Raw genomic sequence first — 24,578 nt, forward strand, 5'->3', positions numbered from 1 at the left:
CGCATGTTATTAAAGCTATTTCTCGTATTTTTAAAAGTGGGATTGATTTCATTTGGTGGGGGATATGCAGTGATGGCTCTCATCCAGCGCGAAGTGACTGAAAAAGGATGGATTGAGCCTGAAAAGTTTCAAGAGATAGTTACTCTAGCAGGAATGGCTCCAGGTCCGATTGCAACCAATACAGCAACTCTAATTGGTTATTCCCAAATGGGTATAATAGGTGCAACTATATCTACAATTGGAATTATATTACCTTCACTTTTTATTGTCATTCTTTGTTCAGCTTTTTTTCTTCGTATGCAAAACAATCAGTGGGTACGATATTCGTTTTACGGATTGCGCCCGATCATAACAGGACTCGTCATTTATGCTGCAATTCATTTTGGATTTGGAAGTAATCAGGAACCATTGTTTAGCTGGTCGAACTTTGGGATGCTTATTATTTGTGCAATCTGTCTAACCGCGATTACTAAGTACAAAATACATCCCTTCAGAGTGATCTTGCTAGCCGCAGCATGTGGAATCATTATATTTTGACGGTTATGCAGGCAGACGTGCTACCCAAACGAGTAAGATTACGATCCTTTAATTAAAATAGGCCATCAAGAAATGACGGAAATATTGCGAGAAGCAACGAGAGCGCCATCTTCAATTAATTTTCAGCCTTGGCGTTTTTTAGTGCTAGAGAGTGACGAAGCAAAGTCATAACTTGTACAGATTGCACCATTCAATAAACACATTATAGAAATTTCTGCAGCAGTAATAGCTATTTTTGGAGATCTAGAAAATGAACATTATGCCGAAGAAATATTTAGTGAATCTGTGAAATTGGGATTTATGACTAGGAAAGTTTAACAACAACTACTTTCTAGATTACTTGAAAATTATAAAAAACTTTCCGAACAAGAACGCAGAGATATTGTCATGACAGATTATGGGCTGGTAGCAATGTAATTAATGCTTGTTGCACGGGCTCATGGATATGATACGAATCCTATGGGGGGTTACGAAAAAAATATATTGCTTAAGTTTTGGTTTGGATAAAAATCGCTATGTTTTCAGTGATGGTTGTAGCAATCGGCAAAGGAATTGATATAGGATACGCAACGATGCGATTGCCCACTAATAGAATTACAGAGTGGAGACAATACAACAAAAGTAGTTTAGAACATAATAAGACAAAAGTTTAGTTTGACACGTTTATTTAATTGAACTATTGGAATCTAAATTATTGCCGATTGCTGGCTTTATATAGGGCCTGAAATGAATGAAGATCACCTTCCACCTTGCTTGGCAAAGAGGAAGGTGATCATAAATTTCGGTTTATACAGTAATGCAAGCTTTTACAACGATTATTATTAAATGAATTAGATAAACGTTGTTTTAAAGCAACTTTTTTATTATTAATTAGATTGTGTTAACTTTTTTGTTGTAGAAATTCTTCAGTCGATTTCACATCGCAATACATACTTTCAAGTGCGCTGACAAACGCATAATGAACCATTTCAGCTGGCACAACCTTACCATGGTAAGATAAGTCTCTCGTTGCACATGCATCTTCAATAAGTGTAGTTTCATAGCCGAGATCCACTGCCGCTCTAACTGTGGCATCAATACACATATGTGTCATCATACCCACAACCACTACCTTAGTTACTTTTTTTTCTTTTAATTTGCTTTCTAATTCAGTCTGTAAAAAGCTGTTAGGAAAATGTTTTATAATGATGTTTTCGTTTTCTAATGGTAGAACAGCTTCATGTATTTCTACTCCTTCCGTATCTGGAAGAAAGAAACCTAGCCCTGGATCACTTGCGATATGCTGAACATGGAAAATATTATCTTTGTGGTTTTGTCTGAACCAATCAAGCACTTTCGCAGCATTAGCTGCCCCCTTTTCAGGGTTACTTAACTCCATCTTTCCATTCGGGAAATAGTCGTTTTGAATATCTACAATAATTAAAGCTGTGCTCATTATTCTCCACCTCGTTTAAAGTATTTTGTTACACTATTATCATAAATCTTATATTGAGCTTTATCGATCAGTTGACGAAACACTTTTGTCCCAAAAAATTTCATGGTGAAAGGATTTTATTATGGAACTTGATAACATTGATTTTCAGATCCTTCGGTTGCTATCCAAAAATTCACGTATACAGTGGAAAGACTTAGGTGAACAAATTCATTTGACAGGACAAGCAGTAGGGAATCGTATAAAGAAACTTGAAGAAAGAGGTGTAATTAAAGCTTACTCTCTAACTGTTGATGAAATGAAATTAGGACTTACTTATACAGCGTTTGTTATTATTTATATGAAAACAGCAAACCATGAATCGTTTATACGATTAATGAATAATCGAAATGAGGTTGTAGAAGTTCACCGAGTATCAGGAGAAGGCTGTTACCATTTAAAAATTAAAGTTAATTCTCAAGAACAATTGAATCTTTTTCTGGACACAATTCTTGAGTATGGGAATTATACTGTACATCTATCCATACAAGAAATTAAACATCAGAATCCGATGACTGCCACATGATAAAGAAGACTACGAAGGGTAGCTACTTATCTTGGCGATGCAACTAAGGGTTAACTTGTTCATTTAAGAGGTGTAAGTTTATTTTTTTGCTCTATACTTTACCTGTATAGGTATATCTTAGAAAGGAGATGAAAAATTAATGGGATACGATTACCCAGATGAAATAAAAACACGCTTACGGAGAATTGAAGGACAAATTCGCGGGGTATTACGATTAATGGAAGAAGGGAAGCCTTGTAAGGAGGTAGTTGCGCAACTCTCTGCTGTCCGCAATGCTTCTGACCGAGCCCTTGCACAAATTGTGGCGGAGAACCTTCAGCAGTGTATCTTAACTGAGCAGGAAGCCGGCAACACTAGTACCGGAAAAACTGTCAGAGAAGCTGCAGAACTGCTTGTAAAAAGCAGATAAGAAGCTAATATTTTTCATTCAGCGAGATGAATTCATTCAAAATGGCATCTAACGAAAATAAACTGCAAGAGATTTCAGAACGCCTTAAAAGGGGAACCCTTCCTGAACAGACAAATTAGTAAGGGATTAATTCTAAGAATAGAACAAAACCAGATATTTGGCATTAGCCAAACAATGCATCTACAATAAAATCGATAGGAGTGATTTTTGTGCATTTCTTTGATGATAAGATCGATACACGGAGAAAATCACAGAAAAGGAGTGGAATAAATTGGTTAAACACGCTTGGCTTTTTACTTTAAGCGCTTGTCCTGTAGGAAGATCAATGGGAACAATCCTAAATGAAATCAAGAGTCACAGATCGGATTTGTCGTTCAGAACCGTTTATCTCGACGTGGAAACAGATCTTACCAACCTGTACCGAGTAAAGAAAAATCCAACCACGCTATTTCTCGATGAACAGGAGAAGGAGCTGGGACGAATTGTGGGATTTAAAGAAACGGATGCTGTTCTTTTATATATAAACCAGTTAAACGATATAACATCCTCTGCATCATTTCCACTTGAGGAAAATCAGCCAAGCAAGGAAACCTACACTTTATTTTTACTGCAGGGAGAAAATTTAAAACCTGTCCTTTGGGAGTACGATAATTTAACCTCAGTTCGTGCACCTAGAATAACGGCAATTCAGCTTCTGCTTAGATCTAAGAAAGAAGGTTACATCAATCCGTTCCCTCCGTCATGTAAGCTAGAGTATGTGGACTTTAAAGAAACTAATGGCCGAGTCGTCTTAAAAATTAATAGCGAAGAGAAATCTCTTTTGGACATGAATAGAGCAGTAGACTCCCTTAGTTTAACTCTCAAAGAATTTGGGATCCAAGATCTTAAGGTTGAATTTTTAGCAAATGATTAGGATTAATTAGAAATAGTTAGATTGTAAGATTGAGCCATATGTAGCAAAGCCTTGTTGAAGTAGCCGTGACCTAATCAGCGGAAAGTGGAAAATCCTTATTTTGTATCACTTAATCAATCATAAGGTGAGGAGATTCAATGAATTAAGAAAATCCCTTTTAACTATCACCCATCGAACTCTGACGCGCCAGTTACGTGAACATGAAGAAGATGATTTTATGAGCCGGGTAGTCTTTGCTGAGGTACCACCCAAAGTTGAATTGTAGGCTAACTCCGACAGGTAAAAGTCTAAATCTCATGCTGATTGAGTTGCAACATTAGGGAATTATTTGCAGAAAAGAATGACTATTTTATGTCTGTATATCCAGATAATATCCTATAATTGGGTTCTTATTTTAACTAAGGATATGAAGGTTAAATTTGTAAATGATCAGAACCTTGTCAATACTAATGGCAAGGACATGATTTCTAAATGTCATCGAAGTTGTATTCGTCCTATAGAACTTTACATTATTCTGGTAGCTTTACAATGTCAGTAGTAGAAGGTTCAATAGGTGATACCATCTTATATTGATGAAAAATCCTTCTTAATTATAAAAATTTAAATAATTATTGACTTTTTAATTTCTATATATTAATATCATAACAACAAAACATAAGTGGACATGTCACTGGTAAAGCAGGCAGGATCCTTAAAACGATAGTATCTCAAGAGAGGTACAGTATCGTTTATAGGGTTCTGCCTTTTTTGTTAGCTTATTTTTTCGGCCGAAATGTAAGCGCATCAGAAATGATCTAAAGGGGAAATTTTAATGGATTACAACAAAACAGCAAAGGACATCCTACATTTTGTTGGGGGCAAGAATAATGTAGTTCATCTTGGGCATTGCGCTACTAGATTACGCTTCACCCTTGCTGATAATCGCAAAGCTAATGTCGAAGAAATTAAAAAAGTTAACGGTGTCCTAGATGTAGTATCGACTGCCCAATTCCAAGTCGTTATAGGCAATAGTGTGATGGAAGTATATGATGAATTGGTTAAAATTGGGGATTTTGGAGATTCAGATCAAGACGATACAAAATCAAATTCAAATGGAACCCCCAAACAGAAGAAGAAGATTGGAGCTGTAGTTTTAGATTTTTTCGTAAGTGTATTTCAACCCCTAGTGCCAGCAATGGCTGGTGCAGGAATTCTAAAGTCTATTTTACTCTTACTTTCAGTACTGAATTTGATTGATAAGACTGAACCAACATATCTTATCTTGACCTATATTAGCGGCTCTGTGTTTTACTTTCTACCTGTCCTAGTTGCCATTACAACGGCATCCAAGTTGAAGGTTAATTATCTGGTTGCTGCCGCAGCTATGAGTGTACTTTTATTCCCAGATATGATAGCCCTTATAGGGGATGGAGCAAGCTTTATGACTTTACCTGTAACAAGTGTTAACTATGCTTCACAGGTATTTCCGTCCATGCTAGGCGTTATGTTTTATGCTCTTATGGAAAGATTTTTCTTTAAATTATCACCGAAACCAATTCGTGTATTTTTTGTTCCTATGATGTCCATGCTGTTCACGGTTCCTGTAACTTTGCTGTTGTTAGGGCCGCTTGGTTTTATGTTAGGAAAGTTATTAACGGCTGGAATATTGTTTATTTTCCATACAGTTGGTTGGATCGCAGTAGGCATTCTGGCTGCACTTCTTCCATTCATGATTGCAACTGGTATGCACAAAGCTCTGACCCCATATGGAATATCTGCACTTGCTGCTACAGGAAGAGAGACATTGCTGTTACCTGCATTTCTTGCACATAATATGTCTCAAAGCGCTGCGTGTTTTGCTGTAGCGATTCGAACAAGAGATTCACGTCTTAAATCCGTGGCAATTTCTTCTGGTATTTCAGCATTGTTTGGCATTTCAGAACCTGCTTTATACGGGGTTACACTACAGAGAAAGCGCATTCTTATTAGCGTTATTATCTCATGTCTTATTGGAGGGCTGAGTCTTGGATTACTAGGGGTATCAAGTAATACGTGGGTTAGTCCAAGTCTTGCAAGCTTTTCTATGTTCATAGATCCGACTAATGCAAAGAATTTTATTTACGCTATTGTAGGACTTGTTATTTCTTATGTCTCCTCATTTGTAATCACGATGTTCCTGTGGAGAGAAGATAAGGCAACTTCCGGGGAAAGTATAACAACGAACGGCACAGCAGAGACGGGAAATGTTGATAAAAACACAAGTGCTGAAGTCAGTATTAAACAACCCGTCCATGGAACCGTCATTCCACTTGCTGAGGTAAAGGATGAAGTTTTTTCTACGAAATCCATGGGTGAGGGGATAGCTGTCATCCCTTCATCAGGAGAATTGTACGCACCAGCTGATGGCAAAATTAAAATGGTGTTTCGCACACAGCATGCTATAGCCATGGAGACAACAAATGGAGTTGAAATGCTATTTCATATTGGCATCGATACAGTTAAACTGCGAGGCCAGCATTTTGAATCTCAAGTAAAGATTGGGGATGAAGTAAAGACTGGTGATTTGCTCGTCAAGTTTGATCTCCAGAAAATTATTGAGGCAGGTTATGATCCTGTAACAGTGACAGTGGTAACGAATCAAGATAAATCCTTAGTCAAAGTTGTAGATTCAACAATCAATGATCATCAAGGCACATTGATGTTTGTAACGGCGGCAAAAAACTGATTTATGGAGGGAAACGAAATGAATACAGGATTTCCGGAGCATTTTTTGTGGGGAGGAGCTACCGCAGCTAACCAATGCGAAGGTTCATATTTGGTAGATGGTAAAGGTTTAAGTACAGCTGATGTCATGACAGCAGGCAATATTAATGTTCCTCGGACAATAACTGCGGGCATAAGTGAGAGTGTATACTATCCAAGCCATGTGGCTATTGATCATTACAGTCATTTTAAAGAAGATATTGCTTTATATGCGGAAATGGGGTTTAAATGTTATCGATTGTCGATCAACTGGACACGGATTTTCCCAAACGGTGACGAAGACACACCTAATGAAGCAGGATTACAGTATTATGATGAAGTATTTGATACGTGCAGATCTTATGGAATTGAACCCTTGGTGACGATATCTCATTTTGAGACACCCCTGGGATTGATAGCATACGGTTCATGGGAGAGTCGACAAGTAGTTGATTTTTATTTGCGGTATTGCAACACAATCTTTAATCGATACAAGGGGAAGGTAAAATATTGGATTACTTTTAATGAAATCAATGTAATGTCCACAAAACCTTGGATGGCTGGCGGGATTGAAACGGATGATGAGCAAGTCAGGATGACAGCGGCCTATCACCAGTTTTTAGCCAGTGCTAAAGCTGTGCAACTGGCACATGAGATTGATCCCGAGAACAAAGTTGGAATGATGTATGCAGGACATTTTTCATATCCCAATAGCTGTGATCCTGAAGATGTGCAAGCAAATGCTGATTTTATGCAGTCTATGTTGTTTTACTGTGATGTGCAATGCAGAGGCTATTATCCAGCCTATAAAATAAAGGAATTTGAGCGCAAAGGAATCGTTCTACCTATTCTAAACGGTGATCAGGAAGATTTGATGAAAGGGAAAGTTGATTTTCTATCTTATAGTTATTATTTTACTCATGTAGTTGGCAAAAATACACCAAATAAATTCGTGGGACTGAATGGAGTAAAAACGGGCTACTCTAATCCTTATCTTCATACAACGGCTTGGGGTTGGTCCATTAACTCAATGGGTCTTCGTTACTCATTAAATCTTCTATATGACCGCTATCAGATACCCTTGATGGTGGTTGAGAACGGGTTAGGAGCAGCTGATATTGTAGAAGCTGACGGAGGTATTCATGATTCATATCGCATTGAATATCTAAGGGAACATATTAAAGAAATGAGAAAGGCTATCGATTTTGATGGAATCCCTGTTATGGGTTATACTATGTGGTCACCGATCGACATTATTTCTGCAAGTACGGGTGAAATGAAAAAAAGATATGGTTTAATTTATGTAGATGTAGATGATAACGGGGAAGGTACATTTAAAAGAATAAGAAAAGACTCTTTCTATTGGTACAAAGCTGTTATTGAATCAAACGGTGAGAATTTGGATTAACTAATAATAATGTAGACACTAAAGCTCATAGTGCTTTAGTGTCTTTCCCCTTACGGTTTGGTTAAAAGTGTTGGATTACTTCTTGTGTGTTTATTGCAGACATTTTGGTTCAATTACTCAAGTTCCCAAGAATTTCTGCGGTGTATGTTATAGTCTTGGTACAGGTTTTAGTGGAAGGTGATGTTAATGATAAAAATTAAAAAGGTATTGAATTCCAGTGTTGTATTGGCTCAAGATGATCAAGAGACGGAATTCATCCTTATAGGCAAAGGGATTGGTTACGGACAAAAAACGGGGGCTATTATTGAAGAGCATCAAGCTGATCAAATATTTATACCTATTGAGAATGTCAAAGTCAAAGAGCTTCTTGGTTTGTTGAGTACTATTTCTCCTATATATGTGGAACTGGCTCAGCAAATTATAAATTATGCTGAAGAGAAGCTCAATACTAAACTCAATTCAGGTGTATATTTTACACTAATGGATCATTTGAATTTCGCTGTAGAAAGATTTAAAAAAAACATAAACATCACCAACCGAGTATATTGGGAGATTAAAAATTATTATTCCGAAGAATTTAAAATCGGAGTATTCGCTTTAAAGCTAATGAATGAAAAGCTCCATCTTGATTTACCTATTGAAGAAGCGGCAAATATAGCATTTCATTTAGTTAATGCCCAAGGGGAACAGAAAGATTCCAATAACGGTATGAAGTACGCTAAGATGATTGGTAGCATTGTCAACCTAGTCAAATATACTTTCAATATTGAGATGGATGGCGAAAATATTCATCACACTCGATTCATAACCCATGTTAAATTTTTTGTAGAACGGTTCTATTCAGACAAGATGCTCGATGATAAAGAAAATATTTTATTCGAACAAATTGCCAACTTGTATCCGGAAGCAATGTATGGTGCTTTTAGAATTAAAGAATATCTTGAACAAATTAACAAAAAAACGATTCCAAATGAAGAAGTGGCCTATCTCGCAGTGCATATGCACAGACTAATCAACTATAATCAGCTTGGATGATTATTGCTGTAACAAGATTTGAAGGTGTCTGATTCTGGCACCTTCTTTTGTTTATGCAATGCTGCTAATTATTTCACTTGCACTGTGAGACTGAGTCAATGAACAAAACAGTAAAGAGCTTACAGCATCATGGACATATAAAAAACCAATTTACAAGCTCGAAGAACTGGAGAATGAGAGAAATCACCATTTTTCTTTTGACAATTGATGGATATCTTAAGATTCATATATGACAATGTTATAAAAATAATTAATGTATCCTAAAGGCTTATTTAAATTTTTGGTTTTTTCCCATAAGAAGTTTGTGACTGCTAAAATGAAATATTTGCTAAACGTGACTTGACAAGAGATTTTTTTTATTATACAATTCAATCAATCAATTGAACAGAATAATAGAAAAGGGTGAAGTTATGGGAGCAATATCATTAACCAAAGAAACATTTCAAAACAGTATACAATCAGGAGTAGCGCTAGTTGATTTTTGGGCTCCCTGGTGTGGACCTTGCCAGGTTCAACTTCCAATAGTTGATAACCTTGCTGATGAGTTAAATGGAGGAGCACTCATTGCAAAAGTCAATGTAGATGAGCAACCTGAGTTGGCTTCACAGTATTCTGTCCGAAGTATTCCAACGCTATTGTTATTTAAAAATGGTAAATTGGTAGATTCAATGGTGGGCATTAACCAGAAACATACGCTTGAAGAAAAGATAACTAATATTTTAAAAAATTAAAGGAGATGTTTACAATGGCTGATAATCAAGTGGAATTTAATACAGTTTGGTATCAAGGAGTAAAAGGAAATGGGAAAATCCAAAGCGGCGAGTCATTGAAGACTAGCATTGCTATTCCAGAACTAAAAGGAGGGAGCGGAGATGGAACGGAACCATTTCGTATGCTGGTTTCTTCGACAATAGCCTGCTATGTCATGACCCTTACATTCATGCTTCATCAAAACAAGTTGCCCGTCTCTGGACTGTATATGAATACGGAAGCAAGTGAAACTAAAGAGAAGGGGATCGTAATAACGCATTATCCTCATCTTATTTTAATGGAAGAAGCAAATGAAGACCAAATCAAGACGGCACAAAACTTAGTAGACGAGGCAGAGAAAAAGTGCCATATTGGCAACTTTGTGAAACAGGCAGGTGCTCAAATTAGTGTTGCTGGTAAAGTGTCCCTACTTTCAGATGTGGATGAAGTAAGTGATTATGTTGATAAACATGGCTTGGACTGGTAAAAGTTTATCTTTTAAATATATCCCCGAAAGAGATTTTTTGAAGATCGTCTGCTTTTGATTAATCAATTTGGTTTAATGAAGGGATGTCCCCAAAGGCCATAAAATGGCTGTTGGGGACATCCTTTGTTTTTAGAGAAGGTCCATTCCAATAGAGAACTTCTTTTGTACAATCAATACACCATGGAGAACAGCGTATGCTAGGGAAAATCCCCAAATAATATTGCAGATGCAGCCTATGGACGTAAAGAAAATTAAGCCCGTCCGGAAAATTAAAAAAACATTATAAAGTAAAGTATAGTAATTACCATGAAAAAAGGAGAAAGGCTGGTATGAAAATAACGGAAGGACTTGAGAATTGGACGAAACAGCGAAGCCGAGATATATGATCTATTCAGCCGGACAAACGTTGTATTTCAACAAAGAAAATAAGAATCCTTAAGAGTTCACTACCAAGTCAGAACTGCAATGGCTGGGCCATAAGCAGGCTCGGAAACGGTTAAGGAACAAGAAAGTTACGAGGTTACTATAAGGGGAATTTGTTTAGTTTTAAAATAAAGTTATCATGGATATGATACAATAAACTAAAGTGTAGATGATAAATAAAGTGAGGTACTTTAGATAATGATACATTTTAATCTAGAATTGAACGTTAAAGAACGTGTGTATCATCAATTTGCTCGCATAGGGAAGTGTCTGTCAAGTGATAAAAGGCTAGAAATAATGGATCTACTGTCGAATGGACCTAAAAATGTAGAAGAAATAGCATTACGAACCGGTATGAACATAGCGAATGTATCGCGACATTTACAGATACTATTAGACGCTAAATTAGTTAAATTCAATAAAAAAGGGAACTATGTGATTTATAGTATAAGCGATCCATCAGTAATACGATTTTTGATTGCTATGAATAGTGTTTGTGAGAACAGACTTTCGGATGTACAGCAAATCAAAGAAGAACTTAAGTCGCAATATAAAAGTGTTCAGAGTATTGGTAAGCAGGAGCTTCAAGAAAAAATGAAGCAAGGCAAACTGATTGTTATAGATTTTCGTCCAGCAGATGAATATGAAACAAAACATATACCAGATGCTGTTTCAGTTCCATTCGAACGATTAGATGAATATTTACAGACAATTTCTCACGATACTGAAATTGCTGCCTTTTGCCGAGGGATGTTCTGTTCTCTCACATTCGAGGCAGTAGAATTCATGCAAAAAAAAGGATTCAAAGCCTATCGAATTGAGGAAAACATTCAAGAATATGAAGCATTTTAGGTGAATAAAATCAATGTAATTATAATTAAATATGACTCGAGTGGCTTTGTATGAGAGCAATATTTGAGCTCAATTTCGCATTAATGCGAAAAGGTAAGGAGCTTCCCTCTACGATACTCTGTGTATTACGTACAGCCTTGCGTTTTTTCATTGATCAAAAAAGAATACTTGAGCGAAGATCACTTTAATATTCTTAAATCGAACTAAGGAACGAATTGACGCACTTTTAGCGTTAATTGATATTATTGAGTTATGTATGAGGATAGGAAGTGAGTGATATAATTGAAATTAAGAATCAGAAATGCTTCAACATTTTTTTACTTGGAAAGCGTAAAAAGAGAAACAAGGCAGCTACACACCTTGTTTCTCTTTTTCTTTGGATCAAAATCTATGTTGATCTTCGCTCAATCAGATTAAATGCTAGAGAATATAGTTTAGGTACAGATTGATCCAGCATACTTTTAATAATAGCAAAGGCATTCTCCGCTTGTTTATCTACGGGGTAATGAATGGTCGTCAGATCCAGTAGATGGGCAATATCTGTGTTATCGAATCCCATAATCCCCACGTCATCTGGAACCGAAAATCCGGCATGTTTAAGTTCCATTAAGATACCTGCTGCCACCTCATCGGTTGAGCAGGCAATCGCCTCTGGTTTGTCCGTCTGTTTTATCCACCATTTCGCTATTTCTTCTCCATCATATATTGACATTTTATTGTGAAATTGCGGGAATCCGCTATCATTCAGCCCATGCATTTGGATAAAATCCCTGTAGGCTCTGATTCGTTCCAAGGTATTTAGACCTTTGGACGAGAATACGTTTAAAATTTTACGATAGCCTTTTGAATACAAATATTCGAGACTGAGCATGTAGCCTTGATATTGGTCCATAAAGACAGATGGTATGCTGTCGCTTGTGAGACGCTGCCAAGTTACAATGGGGCCGTATTTTGTGTAGGACTCTATAATATTCCACTCATTTGTCCTGACCAGGCAAAAAAGAGCGTCCAACTGCCTGCTACGCAACATTTCAAGAGCTACAAGTTCTTTACTGCACTCTCCGTTAGTCATGAAGAGCATTGTGTTAAATCCGAATTGTTGAGCAATGGTATGGAAGGAGCGGACAAGTGACATCAAAAGCGAGTTGTAATCAACAGCTATGATGCCAATACTCTGGGTTGCTCCCTTTTTTAAAGATGTTGCATTGTAATTTGGGACATAGTCCAACTGTCCAATTATTTTCAAGACCCTTTCTCTCGTTAAATCACTTACATAGGGATGCTGGTTAATTACTCGTGAGACCGTTGCCGTAGAAACGCCCGCAAGACGTGCGATCTCTTGAATATTTGCCATGGTGATTCACCTCATGATTAAGTATAGCATTTTCGGGTTCTTACAGAATGAAACTGGAAAAGATAATCTTGAAATTGTGAGAGATACAGAAAAAGGTTGATAGGGGCAACAGGAATCGACTGTGAAATATACAGCAGATCACCATTACGTCGTGAGATAAAAGTTCCATTTTATATTTAATGATATCTTAAATTCTTAGACCTTGTCGTTGACAGAAAAGAAGAGGGAACCCATTCCCTCTGGATACGATTCCCCCCTTTAACTTTGTAATATTGATCCCCAACTAAATCCCTGAGGATCAAGTCCTCAATACAAATATATGCATTTTCTCTATTTTATCTATCTTTATTATGCTCGCCCCATTGGCACATTACTTGAATAATAGGCCAAAGAGTTTGCCCTTTTTCAGTAAGGCTGTATTCGACCCTTGGAGGAATTTGTGGATATTCCTTACGATGAATCACACCATCATTCTCCATTTCCTTTAATGTAGAGCTGAGAGTTCTATAGGTTATTTTACCTATTAGACGCTGGAGTTCATTATAACGCACTGCACCATGCTTTGATAAATTATAAATAATTAACAGCTTCCATTTACCATTTATAATAGAAAGTGTGTAGCCAAAAAAAGTATCTTGGCTGTCCGCAACGGTTCCTTTGTATTCTTTCATAATTACACTATCCTCCTAGATAGTATGCGTCAAAAAAGTGCATACTTGTTTGCGAATCTATATCCACTTTATACTACATTTGAATCCAAGTAAACAAGGATTAAAGATGAGAGGAAATATAGGATACCTCTGGATTCGACTATTAAAGAGATATCATTGGGAGGCTAGTAAAGTATGTTATCAGAACAAAATCAAGAATATATTTCTACCATACTACAAAAAATTCAAGAGGCTGAGGCGATTATAGTTGGCGGTGCAGCTGGTATGTCTGCGGCTTCTGGATATAACTGGTATCGTGATGATGCAATGTTTCGAAAGTATTTTAACGAATTTGCTGAAAAATATGGAATCGACAGTATTTTCGGTGGATTTTACCACCCATTCCGTACTGAGGAAGAACAGTGGGCATATCTTGCCACGTTGATCAACTTTGTAGCAGATGTTCCCCTCGGCCAGCCTTATAAGGATTTAGATAAAATTTTACGTGGTAAAAACTATTTTATTCTTACGACAAATCAAGATACCCAATTTTTGCAGGTGTTCCCGGAAGAAAAAGTCAGCGCCATTCAGGGCAACTGGACATATCTGCAGTGCTCCCGTCGCTGTCATGACGGTATTTATCCTTATGTCCAAGAGGCAAAGGAACTGTGTGCCCATATAGAAGGGACAAGAATTCCGTCCGACATGGTTCCCCAATGCCCAGTGTGCGGCGGCACTATGGAACTATGGGTACGCTCCCGTGTATTTCTGGAAGGAAGCAAGTATAGAAGTGAGATCAATAAATACCATGAATTTCTTGTGAAGAATCAGACGAAAAAGGTTCTCTTTTTGGAGTTGGGCGTCGGTCAAATGACTCCGATGTTCATCAAAGAACCCTTCTGGAATATGACTTACAACTGGCCGGACGCGTACTATATTACCATTAATCCAAAGGACGCATTGCTGCCGAAGGAACTGAAGGATAAGGGACTCGCCATTCATGAAGATATAGCGCCGGTACTGCGAAACCTGGTGTTGCATATGTAGAAATATATTATTTATTAAACAAATCAGAGATCATCCTATTCGGAAGGTATTCATATCTTTGCTGGGTGAAACGCTTCAAACAGAATAGACACAGAGACTTGTTGAATTTGCAAAATACATTTTGTAGAAGTGTCGCGTGAAATAGAAATTTAGTTTAAAGCGGCTTTTACTCTTGCGAGCAGGTTCGAGCGTATTTTTTTAGTTTAGGAGAAAAAATGTTATGAACAAGTATATAGATGATACTTTTGCTTTACACACAGACTTGTACCAAATCAATATGGCAGAAGCTTATTGGAAAGACAACACTCATACTAAAAGAGCTGTTTTCGAATTGTATTTTCGAAAATTACCATTTGGAAACGGTTATGCGATCTTTGCTGGATTAGAACGAATCATAGACTATCTTCGAACGTTTCATTTTTCTGAAAGCGATTTGGATTATTTAAAAGAGTTTGGCTATCAAGAAGATTATGTTGATTTTTTGAGAACTATACGTTTCACAGGGTCTGTTCGTGCCATGAGGGAAGGGGAAATTATATTTGGAAACGAACCAATTGTTCGGGTCGAAGCAATGCTAATTGAAGCACAACTCATCGAGACGGCCTTGTTAAATATCGTGAACTACCAAACACTTATCGCAACCAAAGCTTCTCGAATCAAACAAGTTACGGGTGACCAACCCGTCTTGGAGTTTGGCACAAGACGGGCACATGAATTCGATGCTGCATTATGGGGAACAAGAGCTGCTTATATTGGTGGGTTCTCTGGTACAAGCAATGTTAGAGCAGGAAAACGATTTGGTCTTCCTGTTTCAGGAACACATGCTCACTCCTTTGTTCAAGTGTATCGAGATGAGTATATCGCTTTTCATAAGTACGCAAAATGTCATAAAAATTGCATCTTCTTAGTGGATACCTACGACACTCTAAAATCAGGTGTTCCTACAGCAATCAAAGTCGCCAAAGAACTGGGCAACAACATCAATTTTGTAGGCATTCGGTTGGATAGCGGGGATTTGGCTTATCTATCTAAGGAAGCAAGAAAATTATTAGATCAAGCAGGATTTCTTGATACCAAAATTTATGCTTCGAATGATCTCGATGAATATACCATTATGAGCTTAAACGCACAAGGAGCGAAAATCGATGCATGGGGAGTTGGTACCAAAGCCATAACAGCCTTCGATCAACCGGCCTTAGGTGCTGTATACAAACTAGTCTCCATTGAAGATGACAACGGGCAAATGGTCGATACTATCAAAATTTCTGCGAATCCTGAAAAAGTTACGACACCAGGATTAAAAAAAGTTTATCGCATAATCAACAATTATACGAAAAAATCAGAAGGTGATTATATCATCCTAGCCCACGAACAAGCAGAAAAGGAAACTAAACTTTACATGTTCCATCCTGTGCATACGTACATCGGGAAATTTGTCGCCAATTTTACAGCCAAAGATCTACATGAAGATATTTTCGACCATGGCGCACTTGTGTATGAATGTTCTTCAATCCAAGACATTCAATCCTATGCACAACAACAACTAAGCCTTTTATGGGAAGAATACAGACGTTCTTTAAATCCAGCGGAATATCCTGTGGTCTTAAGCCGAGCTTGTTGGGACAACAAAATGAAAAACATAGAGATAGCAAAAAAAAGCAATTAATGCTAGATATGCTTTAGCCTTTCGAATGGTCGTTTGTGCAAAGGGGCCCATTTCAACGTAATAGAGTTGAACGGTTTGAAGATTAGCATGTATATAGTTCTTCGTCTAACCCCATCACGATTATTCATTTATGGACTGCTTCCACTGTTGCTCACCAAAAAAATTAGATACAGTGTTTTTTTCCCCGAAACAAATTTATCATATCACATGGCTAGAGACGATCATGATGATGGTTCAAAATTTAATTTATGAATTACAGGAGCGAATTGTAATGGGAAAAGAAGCTTTATTAATTGTTGATATGAGTAATGATTTTATAGCTGACAATGGGACATTAACTGCTGGTAAGCCAGCACAAGAAGTAGTACCTTATATTGAGGGATTGGCGACAAGATTTTTAGCAGAGAGTAATATAGTTGTAGTAACAATGGATGAACATCAACCCAATGATCCACATTTTGAATTATGGGCACCACATAACATTGTAGGTACAGAAGGGCAACAATTGTATGGAGAATTATATGAATGGTTTCAAAATAACAAAGATAATGAGAATTTAATTTATGTGCCCAAAACGAACTATAATGCATTCTTTAAAACGGATTTAGCTGAAACTTTAAGGGAATTAGGAGTAGAGAAGGTTCATACTGTTGGAGTATGCACGGATATTTGTGATTTTTTCACAGTTGCAGGAGCAGACGCAGAAGGTTTCAAAACAGCTATTCATAAGCGAGGTGTAGCAACATTTACCGACCTTGGAGAAACAATGGTGAACCATATGAAACTTTGTTTCCATACTGAAATCATTGAGTAAATACAAAACTAATTAGGTTGGTGAAGTACATGATTGACTTTTTACAACGAATTAATGAGTTAGCAAAAAAGCAGCGTGAAGAAGGTTTAACAAATGCTGAAAAAGTCGAACAGCAAGTCCTTCGAGAAGATTATTTACGTGTAATACGCGGACAAGTTCTCCATACTTTCTCGGGTATGAAGGTGTTAGATTTACTTGGAAATGATGTAACACCCGAAAAAGTCCGCAATTTAAAAATAAGAGATTAGATAGAAAAACATGGTTTGATAATACTGAAACTTCTATTATATCTTTATTTAAATGAACAAATTAAACGTATTTATAAAAATTCCTCAAGATTATAAGGTGAAATTATGTTCTGGCAGCTTCTTAAAGAGGGCTGCTTTTTTGCTTTAAAGAGATCGTAAGAAAAGAGAATGCGTTTTTGTCTTTCAGAGATACAGTGTAACCATAAGGCTTGCCGCCAGTGACATCTTAGCTTGAGGAACCTTTCAGAATAGAAACATTGTAATATAATCTATGTCTTTTTTATGTTTAACGTGGTTATGAAGATGATCATAAACACAAAACAAACATCATAAAACAGACGCGACTAGGAGGCGGGAACTAAATAGTTACTGAAAACAATGAAGCTGATGATTTTGAAACAACTGACATAAAGCTTCTTAAGAACGAAGTTCTATTCATACTCGATGTACGCAATTCGTCGGAGTACAGCAACTGGAGAATTAAAGGCACAATGACAGACGTTGAGGAACAGATTCTTGCTGATAGACTGCGTCAGAGATCTGCTCCGATTGCCGCCGTTTTTAAAATGCGTGAAATCCAACAATTATTACCATTACCATAATAGCTGACTTCTCTTCCTCTTTTGGAGGAAAGGTTAAGCCATGCAAGAGCTAATTTTCACTTTCGGCCAATGTGCAACCTCTCTCAAGAAATGCCTCATTCGTTCAATCAATTACGTTGTGCTTCGGCTGATGCAGTTTAGCTTATATCCCATAACGCTATTGCCCTTACGCAGTATCTTGTATTGCTCACTAAAGATAAAAATGTTATTAATTTTTTGTAAAATAAAAGACTTTTACCGTTTAAGCACACTAGGTTGTAAGGACCTAGTGCATCGCACTAACCACAATAGATAATTTGTAATTTGCATGCTTGTTTAACTTTAATAGAAATTGATCTAACACTTCATTTGTTGGGAATCGGCATTCCAGGAGATAGCAGCCATCACCACTGATTTTGTAGTTATTGATCACATATTCCTCTTGAGTTTGGATAAATGAGAGGTATGGTTCATGGTGAATGTCGTTCATATAGATATTCAGAAAGGCATAGATTTGGCAACCTATTTTCACTTCATTCACTTTGATGGTATAGCCCTCAATGACCCCGTTGTCTCCTAATTTCTCAACCCTTGATGCGACTGCTTGTCCTGTTAAATGAACCCGATCGCCCAGTTCTTTCATCGTAATCCGGCTGTTTTTAGATAACTCCTCTAATATTCGCATGTCTGTTTGATCCAGCATAAAATGAACTCCTTTCAAGTTTCAAGTAAAATGGGGAAAACAATTGATTTAATCCATTTATAACAACACTATCCATATTATAAACTAAATAATGTAAGGAAACGCAAATGGAAAAAAGGAGATGTTCAAATGCATATTCAACAAATTCGTAATGCTACGATTATTGTTCAGTACGCAGGTAAAAAATTTTTAATTGACCCAATGTTAGCAGAAAAGGGTGCATACCCACCGTTTGGAGCAGGTGACGGCTTCCCTATCGCATTAAGACAAGACCAATATAATCCTTTAGTCAACTTGCCCATATCACTTGATGAGATAATTCAAGACATAGATGCTGTCATCCTTACTCATCTGCACTTGGATCATTTTGACGAGGCTGCTCAAAAAGTGTTACCTAAAGAGACCAAAATGTTTGTCCAGAACGAAGAAGATGCACAAGAAGTTCAATATGCAGGTTTTTCAAATGTAGAAGTGCTGCAAGAAGATACCATCTTTGCAGGCATCCAATTAATAAAAACAAAAGGCGAGCATGGACGGGGAGAAATCTTAAAAATTACGGGGCATGTGTGCGGCGTTGTATTCAATCATTCGACGGAAAAAAAACTGTATGTAGCTGGAGATACCGTATGGTATGACGCAGTCCGAGAAGTAATTGATATACACAAACCAGAAGTCATCGTAGTAAATGGCGGCGGCAATCAATTCTTAGAGGGTGGCTCTATCATCATGGGCAAAGAAGATATTTACGAGGTATATATAGCTGCCCCCAAAGCTAAAATTATTTCGGTTCATATGGAAGCTGTGAATCACTGGGCTCTGTCCAGAAACGAATTGAAAAGCTATCTTATCGAGAAAAGGATTTCGTCCTCTGTTCTCGTCCCCGATGACGGAGAATCTTACACATTGTAAAAACAAATAAAATTAATTATGGATATACTGGAATAATTAAGAATTAAAGAGAAATTTTTGTCATCTGGAATTTTCCATTTATCCGCAAGTTGCTACACCTTGTAATGGAGTAGAAGGTATTATGAAATCAGAAAAAATTTAAATGCGTTTCCTGTTTCAAAATGCCAATTTAAGCAATGATCGCTGAAGGAGACTAAGCGGTTACAATAAAATTGTACTTTTGGTTTAAATCATCTGTAAAATAGAGATCATTTTCCTTCAAAACATAGGCATTGCCTTCTAGCTCAGATTGAAAGAAGCTAGATACTTACAGACATCGTCTCTATATAGCAAGCAGAACCTTCATGATGGTTTATCCGACACATTAAATCATTGCGGTAGGAGTTACCCTAGGCGTCTATCACTTTCAGCGATAGACGCCTTAACAATTTGTTTCTCCCCATTAACTTTGCGATGCTTGTCCTAGCTAAATCCTTGAGGATCAAACCACCAAATCAAATATATGCATTTTCTCTATTTTATTTATCTTTATTATGTCCGCAATATTGATATATTACTTAAATAGTAGACCAAAGAGTTTGTCCTTTTCCAGTAGGGATATATTCGCACTTTGGAGGAATTTGTGGATATTTCCTTACGATAAATCATACCATCATTGTCATTTCCTTTAATGTAAAGATAAAAGTTCTATAGGTTATTTTAACTATTATAATAGAAAATGTGAGCCGAAAAAAAGTATCTTGGCTGTTCGCAACGGTTCCTTTGTATTTTTTCATAATTACACTATCCTCCTAGATAGTATGCGTCAAAAAAGTGCATACTTGTTTGCAAATATATACCGACTTTATACTACATATGAGTCCACGTAAACAAGGACCAAGTATGAGAGAAAATATAGGATACCGCTGGATTCAAATATAAAAGAGATCTCATCAGGAGGATAGTAAAGTATGTTATCACAACAGTATCAGGAGAATATATCCACCATACTGCAAAAAATCCGCGAAGCTGAGGCGATTGTGGTTGGAGGTGCATCAGGCATGTCCACAGCCAATGGTCATGATTTTTATGGGCACAGCAAGTATTTTATAGATAATTTCAGTGAATTTGAAAAAAATTATGGGGTTCGCGGCAATTTCGAATCTCTTTATTATAAATATCCCACCAGTGAAGAACGATGGGCTTATTTAAGCAAGCACGGAACACTTATGTTTGACACCCCACCAGGACAGACTTATCTGGATTTGTACAAGCTGATAAAAGACAAGAATTATTTTATTATTAGCACAAACCAGGATATGCAGTTTTCCAAGCTTTTTCCGGACGAAAAAATCTGTCTGCCTCAAGGAGATGCGCACTGGTTCCAATGTGGAAATCCTTGCCATGACGAGGTTTATTACGCTGAAGAGATGCTTCGAAATATGGCTGACAATATTGTAGATACAAGGATTCCCACCGAACTCATCCCAAAATGCCCCGTGTGTGGAGGTGAAATGGAGCCCTGGATCCGTTCCTATGTTTTTTTGGAGGGAGGTTTATGGAAAGATGGGATAAAAAGATATCAAACATTTTTGAATGAGAATTCTCATAAGAAGGTTGTATTCATCGAACTGGGGGTGGGGAGAATGACACCTAATATAATTAAATATCCATTTTCCCAGATGACGTATAACTGGCAAAATGCCTTCTTGGTTCGTATTAATCAGGGAGAGGCTCCAACTCCAATGCTAAAAAATAAATCAATAACGATGGACGCGGATATTGCCCAAGTACTACATGATCTGACTTCACATATGTGAGAAGGCATGAATGATTTTATCAAAATTCCTTGAAAAAATGGAGGATCATTATGGAAGAGAAGTTGAGTGAGGTTTTTAAAAAAATTAAAGAGGCCGACAATATTATAATAGGTGCAAGTAACGGTCTCTCCATTTCAGAGGGTTATCATATCTTTGCGGAGGATTCGTCTTTCTTGGAACATTTTGGTGACTTTCGTGAAAGATACGGTTTTCGCAGTATTATAAAAGGATGTTTCTATCCATATCCTTCTGAGGCAGAGAAGTGGGCATTTTTCAGCAGTATGTATGAACATTTTTTATACAACAAAGAAGCCAGCACGGTTATGAAAAACCTTCATGAATTGGTGAAAGATAAGAACTATTTTGTAGTTACCTCTAATATAGACGATCATTTCACAATGGCTGGTTTTCCAAAGGAACGCCTCTTCGAAATAGAAGGCAATTGTCGCAATCTGCATTGTTCTCATGGTTGCAACAATCAAATTTATCCAGGCGACGAAATATTGAGTAAAATGGCCCATAACCAAGAGAATGGAAAAGTCCCTTCAAATCTTATTCCTAAGTGTCCCGAATGTGGTGGTACCATGCAAGTCCATATCGAACTCGATGGAAATTTCCTGAAGGACGGATTCTGGCAAACCCGCTTTCAGGCTTATCATAATTTTATCCATCAAGCTCATGGCAAAAAATTAGTCCTTTTGGAATTGGGAGTAGGTTACAGAAACCAGATGATTAAAGCCCCATTTATGCAGCTAACTCATCTTGAAGAGTATGCTAGCTACATTACTCTTAATAAAGGCGAGCTTTATATTCCAGATGCAATTGCTGCTAAATCCATTGGTTTCGACGGCGATATTGCGGAAGTGTTACAGCAATTGGTGCAGATGAAATAAGCTAATTTAGTAAATGAGAAACTAGAGGAGTGAGCGGAAGATGTTCCCAGCAAATGTTCTAAATGATTATGCCAGTCAACCAATTAAAAATAAGTATAAGCTATGGTATATATTTATGGAGCAAAACATAGAGTTCTGGCTCCCTGAAAGTAAAATGCATACAAAAGAACATTGCGCTCGCGTCCTTTTGCTTTCACTCCTCATCGGACATCAAAAAGGATTGAGTGATAAGGAAATGGATGCACTAGGGATGGCGGCTATTTTCCATGATTCTCGTCGCCTCGATGATGGGATTGATAAGGGGCATGGAAAGCGAGCTGCAGAGTATTACGAAGATTATTGCCGTGAACACGATTTGTCCTTTAATGCTCATTCTTACTACATCATCTATTACCATGACCAGAATGATTCGCTTGGCTTGTCAGAGATTGCAGCGGCGCCTGCTACCAATGAAAGGGGCGTGCTGCTGTATCAGATCTTCAAAGATGCCGACGCGCTAGATCGTTTTCGTCTGGCAGCAGATGCTTTGGATGTTAGTATGCTTCGGACAGAAGAAGCACAAAGACTTGTTGACTTTGCAAAATATCTCTTGCAGAAAAGTCGTGAAACTGACTTGTGAATATATAAAAGATAACAGCTTCTGTGATACGAATTGTAACCAAACTAGTAAGTTTTGAACAATTAAAATCATAGCTTTATGAGGACGAATTGATGGAGATACAGAAACAAAATATCGGTTTAAGAAGGAAGTGTTCTAAACAAGTATATTGATGATAGCTTTGTCCACCATGGAATTGCAATTCATCAATATGACAGAAGCCTATTGGGAGGATAACATTCATACCAAGAATACGGTATTCGAAATATATTTTGACAATTGTTATTTGGAAACGGTTATGCGTTTTACACAGGATTATAACGAACCATAGACTATCTCACACGATTCATTTTTCTGAAAGCGATTTGGATTATTAAAAGCAATGTTCGAGCAGGAAAACGATATGCTCTTCCTGTTTAAGGAAGACATGATCGCAACTTTATTCAAGTGTATCGAGATGAATACGTCGCTTTTAGTGTTTGCTTATAACATTCTAAAAATCAGGGTGTTCCTACGGCAATCCAAGCACCAAAGAACTCGGCAACAACTTTTGTAGGCATTCGGTTACCGCATTCAACCAGTCTTAGACGCTATGTATAAACCAGTCTCTGGAGATTGAAGATGACAACAGGCAGCAGATCAATACCACATAGATTTCTGCAAGTCCTGAAAAAGTCACGACACCAGGATAAAAAGCTATACCGCAATATCAACGACTATACAAAAAAGCAGAATCTATAAAGTTATATTTTATGATATTGGCCAAAGGATAGTGAATCATCCTTTGTATAGTCAGTGTGTTTTGTTACGAGTAAGCCACATGCAAAATATCCTATCGATGTTTGATAAATGGAGGATCACGATGTCAAATGAAGAAGCTTTGAAGCAATACGATGTAAGAAAATATAGAACCCCGGACGGCTACACCTCTGATATTGCTGTCTTTACGATTTTGCCAATTATAAATGAAGAATTCAAGCAGCCTGAAATGGATCTAAAAATCATGCTGATTCAACGTAGCATGACCGATAGCGAAGGCCGTCCTAATATCGAAGCAGGTAAATGGGCGCTACCTGGTGGATTTGTAAATCCGAACGAAACAGCATTTGACTGTGCGAAGCGAGAACTGATGGAAGAAACCGGTGTAGAGAACATCCATCTGGAACATTTTGGAGTTTACGACAAACCGGGGAGGGATCCGAGAAGTTGGATCATCTCCAATGCGCACTTCGCCATTGTATCAGAACACAACCTTACGAATCGGCAAGCAAACGATGACGCAAGTGATGTTCAGCTGTTCTCTATCAAAGAAGTTTTGAACTTGGATCTTGCATTTGACCACGCTCAAATTATTGAGGATGCCATTGAGGTCATTCGCAAGAAATTGCTCGAAACGACTGTCGCCAAAGAATTTCTACCAGCAGAGTTTACTTATGAGGAGCTTCAAGCGGTTTTATTGACGGTGACAGACGACTCTGCAATTTCCTTGGGCGTTGCTTTTGCAAAATCGTTACCTTTTATCCAAGAGGTTGAAGGAGAGAAAACGCCTAAACGCCCTACACAGTTGTATCGATTTGTAGACGTGGAAATCAACCATTCCATCTATTACACCAAAGCGTAGGAAATATTTTGTCATATCAATATTTTGTAGCGGCCGAACGGAAATTTGGCATACCTTATGGCATTTTGCATAGGTCGATTAGCTTCAATCCAATCGATTAACCAATTTTGAATTCTCTGACCACTAGATCATACTGTGATTTAGTGGCTTTTCGTATGACTTG

Annotated in this window: 25 protein-coding genes; 21 read left to right on the forward strand and 4 right to left on the reverse strand. The window is 37.4% G+C overall.

The window, feature by feature from the left end; all coding sequences use genetic code 11:
* Positions 1-3 precede the first annotated feature (3 nt).
* Positions 4-537, forward strand: coding sequence for a chromate transporter (locus tag EGM68_RS12790; protein ID WP_129549325.1), 534 nt, complete (start codon positions 4-6; stop codon positions 535-537).
* 72 nt (positions 538-609) lie between these two features.
* Positions 610-708: a nitroreductase family protein gene (locus tag EGM68_RS26095; RefSeq protein WP_240664021.1), complete on the forward strand. Its 99-nt coding sequence runs from the start codon at positions 610-612 to the stop codon at positions 706-708.
* Between the two features lie 709 nt (positions 709-1,417).
* Here the strand turns inward: EGM68_RS26095 and EGM68_RS12800 are convergent.
* Positions 1,418-1,972, reverse strand: coding sequence for a cysteine hydrolase family protein (locus EGM68_RS12800; RefSeq protein ID WP_129549326.1), 555 nt, complete (start codon positions 1,970-1,972; stop codon positions 1,418-1,420).
* A 121-nt stretch (positions 1,973-2,093) separates the two neighbouring features.
* Between EGM68_RS12800 and EGM68_RS12805 the strand changes: the two genes are divergently transcribed.
* From EGM68_RS12805 to EGM68_RS12850, 10 genes are all read left to right on the forward strand, one after another.
* A complete protein-coding gene (locus EGM68_RS12805) occupies positions 2,094-2,534 on the forward strand; it encodes an Lrp/AsnC family transcriptional regulator (protein ID WP_129549327.1) in 441 nt (146 codons plus the stop codon).
* Between the two features lie 139 nt (positions 2,535-2,673).
* Positions 2,674-2,943, forward strand: coding sequence for a metal-sensitive transcriptional regulator (locus EGM68_RS12810; protein WP_129549328.1), 270 nt, complete (start codon positions 2,674-2,676; stop codon positions 2,941-2,943).
* 271 nt (positions 2,944-3,214) lie between these two features.
* On the forward strand, positions 3,215-3,856 hold the full coding sequence (locus tag EGM68_RS12815; protein WP_129549329.1) for a thioredoxin domain-containing protein: 642 nt from the start codon (positions 3,215-3,217) through the stop codon (positions 3,854-3,856).
* Between the two features lie 124 nt (positions 3,857-3,980).
* A complete protein-coding gene (locus tag EGM68_RS12820) occupies positions 3,981-4,121 on the forward strand; it encodes a winged helix-turn-helix transcriptional regulator (RefSeq protein WP_240664171.1) in 141 nt (46 codons plus the stop codon).
* 546 nt (positions 4,122-4,667) lie between these two features.
* Positions 4,668-6,560, forward strand: coding sequence for a beta-glucoside-specific PTS transporter subunit IIABC (locus EGM68_RS12825; protein WP_129549330.1), 1,893 nt, complete (start codon positions 4,668-4,670; stop codon positions 6,558-6,560).
* Between the two features lie 18 nt (positions 6,561-6,578).
* Entirely contained in the window at positions 6,579-7,985 is a 1,407-nt protein-coding gene (locus EGM68_RS12830; RefSeq protein ID WP_129549331.1) for a glycoside hydrolase family 1 protein, read from the forward strand.
* A 186-nt stretch (positions 7,986-8,171) separates the two neighbouring features.
* Positions 8,172-9,020 (forward strand): PRD domain-containing protein, encoded by an 849-nt coding sequence (locus tag EGM68_RS12835; RefSeq protein WP_129549332.1) that lies wholly within the window; start codon positions 8,172-8,174, stop codon positions 9,018-9,020.
* A 410-nt stretch (positions 9,021-9,430) separates the two neighbouring features.
* Positions 9,431-9,751, forward strand: a complete 321-nt coding sequence (trxA, locus tag EGM68_RS12840; protein WP_129549333.1) for a thioredoxin — start codon at positions 9,431-9,433, stop codon at positions 9,749-9,751.
* A 14-nt stretch (positions 9,752-9,765) separates the two neighbouring features.
* Positions 9,766-10,257, forward strand: a complete 492-nt coding sequence (locus tag EGM68_RS12845) for an OsmC family protein (RefSeq protein WP_165264036.1) — start codon at positions 9,766-9,768, stop codon at positions 10,255-10,257.
* A 621-nt stretch (positions 10,258-10,878) separates the two neighbouring features.
* Positions 10,879-11,532 (forward strand): ArsR/SmtB family transcription factor, encoded by a 654-nt coding sequence (locus tag EGM68_RS12850; RefSeq protein WP_129549335.1) that lies wholly within the window; start codon positions 10,879-10,881, stop codon positions 11,530-11,532.
* A gap of 388 nt (positions 11,533-11,920) precedes the next feature.
* Here the strand turns inward: EGM68_RS12850 and EGM68_RS12855 are convergent, their stop codons facing one another.
* Complete coding sequence (locus tag EGM68_RS12855) at positions 11,921-12,886, reverse strand: LacI family DNA-binding transcriptional regulator (RefSeq protein WP_129549336.1); 966 nt, start codon at positions 12,884-12,886, stop codon at positions 11,921-11,923.
* Positions 12,887-13,221: 335 nt separating this feature from the next.
* The gene (locus EGM68_RS12860) at positions 13,222-13,557 is read right to left on the reverse strand and encodes a winged helix-turn-helix transcriptional regulator (protein ID WP_129549337.1); all 336 of its coding nucleotides are present in this window, start codon (positions 13,555-13,557) and stop codon (positions 13,222-13,224) included.
* A gap of 174 nt (positions 13,558-13,731) precedes the next feature.
* Here EGM68_RS12860 and EGM68_RS12865 point away from each other — a divergent pair, with 174 nt between their 5' ends.
* The 4 genes from EGM68_RS12865 (at position 13,732) to EGM68_RS12880 (ending at position 17,311) form a co-directional block, all read left to right on the forward strand.
* Positions 13,732-14,583, forward strand: coding sequence for an SIR2 family NAD-dependent protein deacylase (locus EGM68_RS12865; protein WP_129549338.1), 852 nt, complete (start codon positions 13,732-13,734; stop codon positions 14,581-14,583).
* A gap of 220 nt (positions 14,584-14,803) precedes the next feature.
* A complete protein-coding gene (locus tag EGM68_RS12870; RefSeq protein WP_129549339.1) occupies positions 14,804-16,249 on the forward strand; it encodes a nicotinate phosphoribosyltransferase in 1,446 nt (481 codons plus the stop codon).
* A gap of 271 nt (positions 16,250-16,520) precedes the next feature.
* The gene (locus tag EGM68_RS12875; RefSeq protein WP_129549340.1) at positions 16,521-17,063 is read left to right on the forward strand and encodes a cysteine hydrolase family protein; all 543 of its coding nucleotides are present in this window, start codon (positions 16,521-16,523) and stop codon (positions 17,061-17,063) included.
* A gap of 29 nt (positions 17,064-17,092) precedes the next feature.
* Entirely contained in the window at positions 17,093-17,311 is a 219-nt protein-coding gene (locus EGM68_RS12880; protein ID WP_129549341.1) for a DUF896 domain-containing protein, read from the forward strand.
* Positions 17,312-18,178: 867 nt separating this feature from the next.
* On the opposite strand, the gene EGM68_RS12885 is transcribed toward EGM68_RS12880, so the two are convergent.
* Positions 18,179-18,595 (reverse strand): Lrp/AsnC family transcriptional regulator, encoded by a 417-nt coding sequence (locus EGM68_RS12885; RefSeq protein ID WP_129549342.1) that lies wholly within the window; start codon positions 18,593-18,595, stop codon positions 18,179-18,181.
* Between the two features lie 129 nt (positions 18,596-18,724).
* Here EGM68_RS12885 and EGM68_RS12890 point away from each other — a divergent pair, with 129 nt between their 5' ends.
* From EGM68_RS12890 to EGM68_RS12910, 5 genes are all read left to right on the forward strand, one after another.
* Positions 18,725-19,504, forward strand: a complete 780-nt coding sequence (locus EGM68_RS12890) for an MBL fold metallo-hydrolase (RefSeq protein WP_129549343.1) — start codon at positions 18,725-18,727, stop codon at positions 19,502-19,504.
* Positions 19,505-20,544: 1,040 nt separating this feature from the next.
* Positions 20,545-21,303 carry an SIR2 family NAD-dependent protein deacylase gene (locus EGM68_RS12895; RefSeq protein WP_129549344.1) on the forward strand — a complete coding sequence of 253 codons (759 nt, stop codon included), beginning with the start codon at positions 20,545-20,547 and terminating at the stop codon, positions 21,301-21,303.
* 50 nt (positions 21,304-21,353) lie between these two features.
* Positions 21,354-22,196, forward strand: coding sequence for a Sir2 family NAD-dependent protein deacetylase (locus EGM68_RS12900; RefSeq protein WP_129549345.1), 843 nt, complete (start codon positions 21,354-21,356; stop codon positions 22,194-22,196).
* 40 nt (positions 22,197-22,236) lie between these two features.
* Positions 22,237-22,815, forward strand: coding sequence for an HD domain-containing protein (locus tag EGM68_RS12905; RefSeq protein WP_206099026.1), 579 nt, complete (start codon positions 22,237-22,239; stop codon positions 22,813-22,815).
* 841 nt (positions 22,816-23,656) lie between these two features.
* Positions 23,657-24,415 carry an NUDIX domain-containing protein gene (locus EGM68_RS12910; protein ID WP_129549346.1) on the forward strand — a complete coding sequence of 253 codons (759 nt, stop codon included), beginning with the start codon at positions 23,657-23,659 and terminating at the stop codon, positions 24,413-24,415.
* Positions 24,416-24,578: the final 163 nt, after the last annotated feature.

Origin of the sequence: Paenibacillus sp. M-152 (genome assembly GCF_003856555.1) — a bacterium.
Classification (GTDB): Bacteria; Bacillota; Bacilli; order Paenibacillales; family Paenibacillaceae; genus Paenibacillus; species Paenibacillus polymyxa_C.

Bases quoted from the DNA above. Each gene is read 5' to 3' on its own strand.
- EGM68_RS12835 (WP_129549332.1), top strand. From the start codon at position 8,172: ATGATAAAAATTAAAAAGGTATTGAATTCCAGTGTTGTATTGGCTCAA.
- EGM68_RS12910 (WP_129549346.1), top strand. From the start codon at position 23,657: ATGTCAAATGAAGAAGCTTTGAAGCAATACGATGTAAGAAAATATAGA.
- trxA (WP_129549333.1), top strand. From the start codon at position 9,431: ATGGGAGCAATATCATTAACCAAAGAAACATTTCAAAACAGTATACAA.
- EGM68_RS12810 (WP_129549328.1), top strand. From the start codon at position 2,674: ATGGGATACGATTACCCAGATGAAATAAAAACACGCTTACGGAGAATT.
- EGM68_RS12905 (WP_206099026.1), top strand. From the start codon at position 22,237: ATGTTCCCAGCAAATGTTCTAAATGATTATGCCAGTCAACCAATTAAA.
- EGM68_RS26095 (WP_240664021.1), top strand. From the start codon at position 610: ATGACGGAAATATTGCGAGAAGCAACGAGAGCGCCATCTTCAATTAAT.
- EGM68_RS12805 (WP_129549327.1), top strand. From the start codon at position 2,094: ATGGAACTTGATAACATTGATTTTCAGATCCTTCGGTTGCTATCCAAA.
- EGM68_RS12855 (WP_129549336.1), bottom strand. From the start codon at position 12,886: ATGGCAAATATTCAAGAGATCGCACGTCTTGCGGGCGTTTCTACGGCA.
- EGM68_RS12860 (WP_129549337.1), bottom strand. From the start codon at position 13,557: ATGAAAGAATACAAAGGAACCGTTGCGGACAGCCAAGATACTTTTTTT.
- EGM68_RS12825 (WP_129549330.1), top strand. From the start codon at position 4,668: ATGGATTACAACAAAACAGCAAAGGACATCCTACATTTTGTTGGGGGC.
- EGM68_RS12870 (WP_129549339.1), top strand. From the start codon at position 14,804: ATGAACAAGTATATAGATGATACTTTTGCTTTACACACAGACTTGTAC.
- EGM68_RS12880 (WP_129549341.1), top strand. From the start codon at position 17,093: ATGATTGACTTTTTACAACGAATTAATGAGTTAGCAAAAAAGCAGCGT.
- EGM68_RS12890 (WP_129549343.1), top strand. From the start codon at position 18,725: ATGCATATTCAACAAATTCGTAATGCTACGATTATTGTTCAGTACGCA.
- EGM68_RS12900 (WP_129549345.1), top strand. From the start codon at position 21,354: ATGGAAGAGAAGTTGAGTGAGGTTTTTAAAAAAATTAAAGAGGCCGAC.
- EGM68_RS12790 (WP_129549325.1), top strand. From the start codon at position 4: ATGTTATTAAAGCTATTTCTCGTATTTTTAAAAGTGGGATTGATTTCA.
- EGM68_RS12875 (WP_129549340.1), top strand. From the start codon at position 16,521: ATGGGAAAAGAAGCTTTATTAATTGTTGATATGAGTAATGATTTTATA.
- EGM68_RS12845 (WP_165264036.1), top strand. From the start codon at position 9,766: ATGGCTGATAATCAAGTGGAATTTAATACAGTTTGGTATCAAGGAGTA.
- EGM68_RS12895 (WP_129549344.1), top strand. From the start codon at position 20,545: ATGTCCACAGCCAATGGTCATGATTTTTATGGGCACAGCAAGTATTTT.
- EGM68_RS12885 (WP_129549342.1), bottom strand. From the start codon at position 18,595: ATGCTGGATCAAACAGACATGCGAATATTAGAGGAGTTATCTAAAAAC.
- EGM68_RS12865 (WP_129549338.1), top strand. From the start codon at position 13,732: ATGTTATCAGAACAAAATCAAGAATATATTTCTACCATACTACAAAAA.
- EGM68_RS12850 (WP_129549335.1), top strand. From the start codon at position 10,879: ATGATACATTTTAATCTAGAATTGAACGTTAAAGAACGTGTGTATCAT.
- EGM68_RS12800 (WP_129549326.1), bottom strand. From the start codon at position 1,972: ATGAGCACAGCTTTAATTATTGTAGATATTCAAAACGACTATTTCCCG.
- EGM68_RS12830 (WP_129549331.1), top strand. From the start codon at position 6,579: ATGAATACAGGATTTCCGGAGCATTTTTTGTGGGGAGGAGCTACCGCA.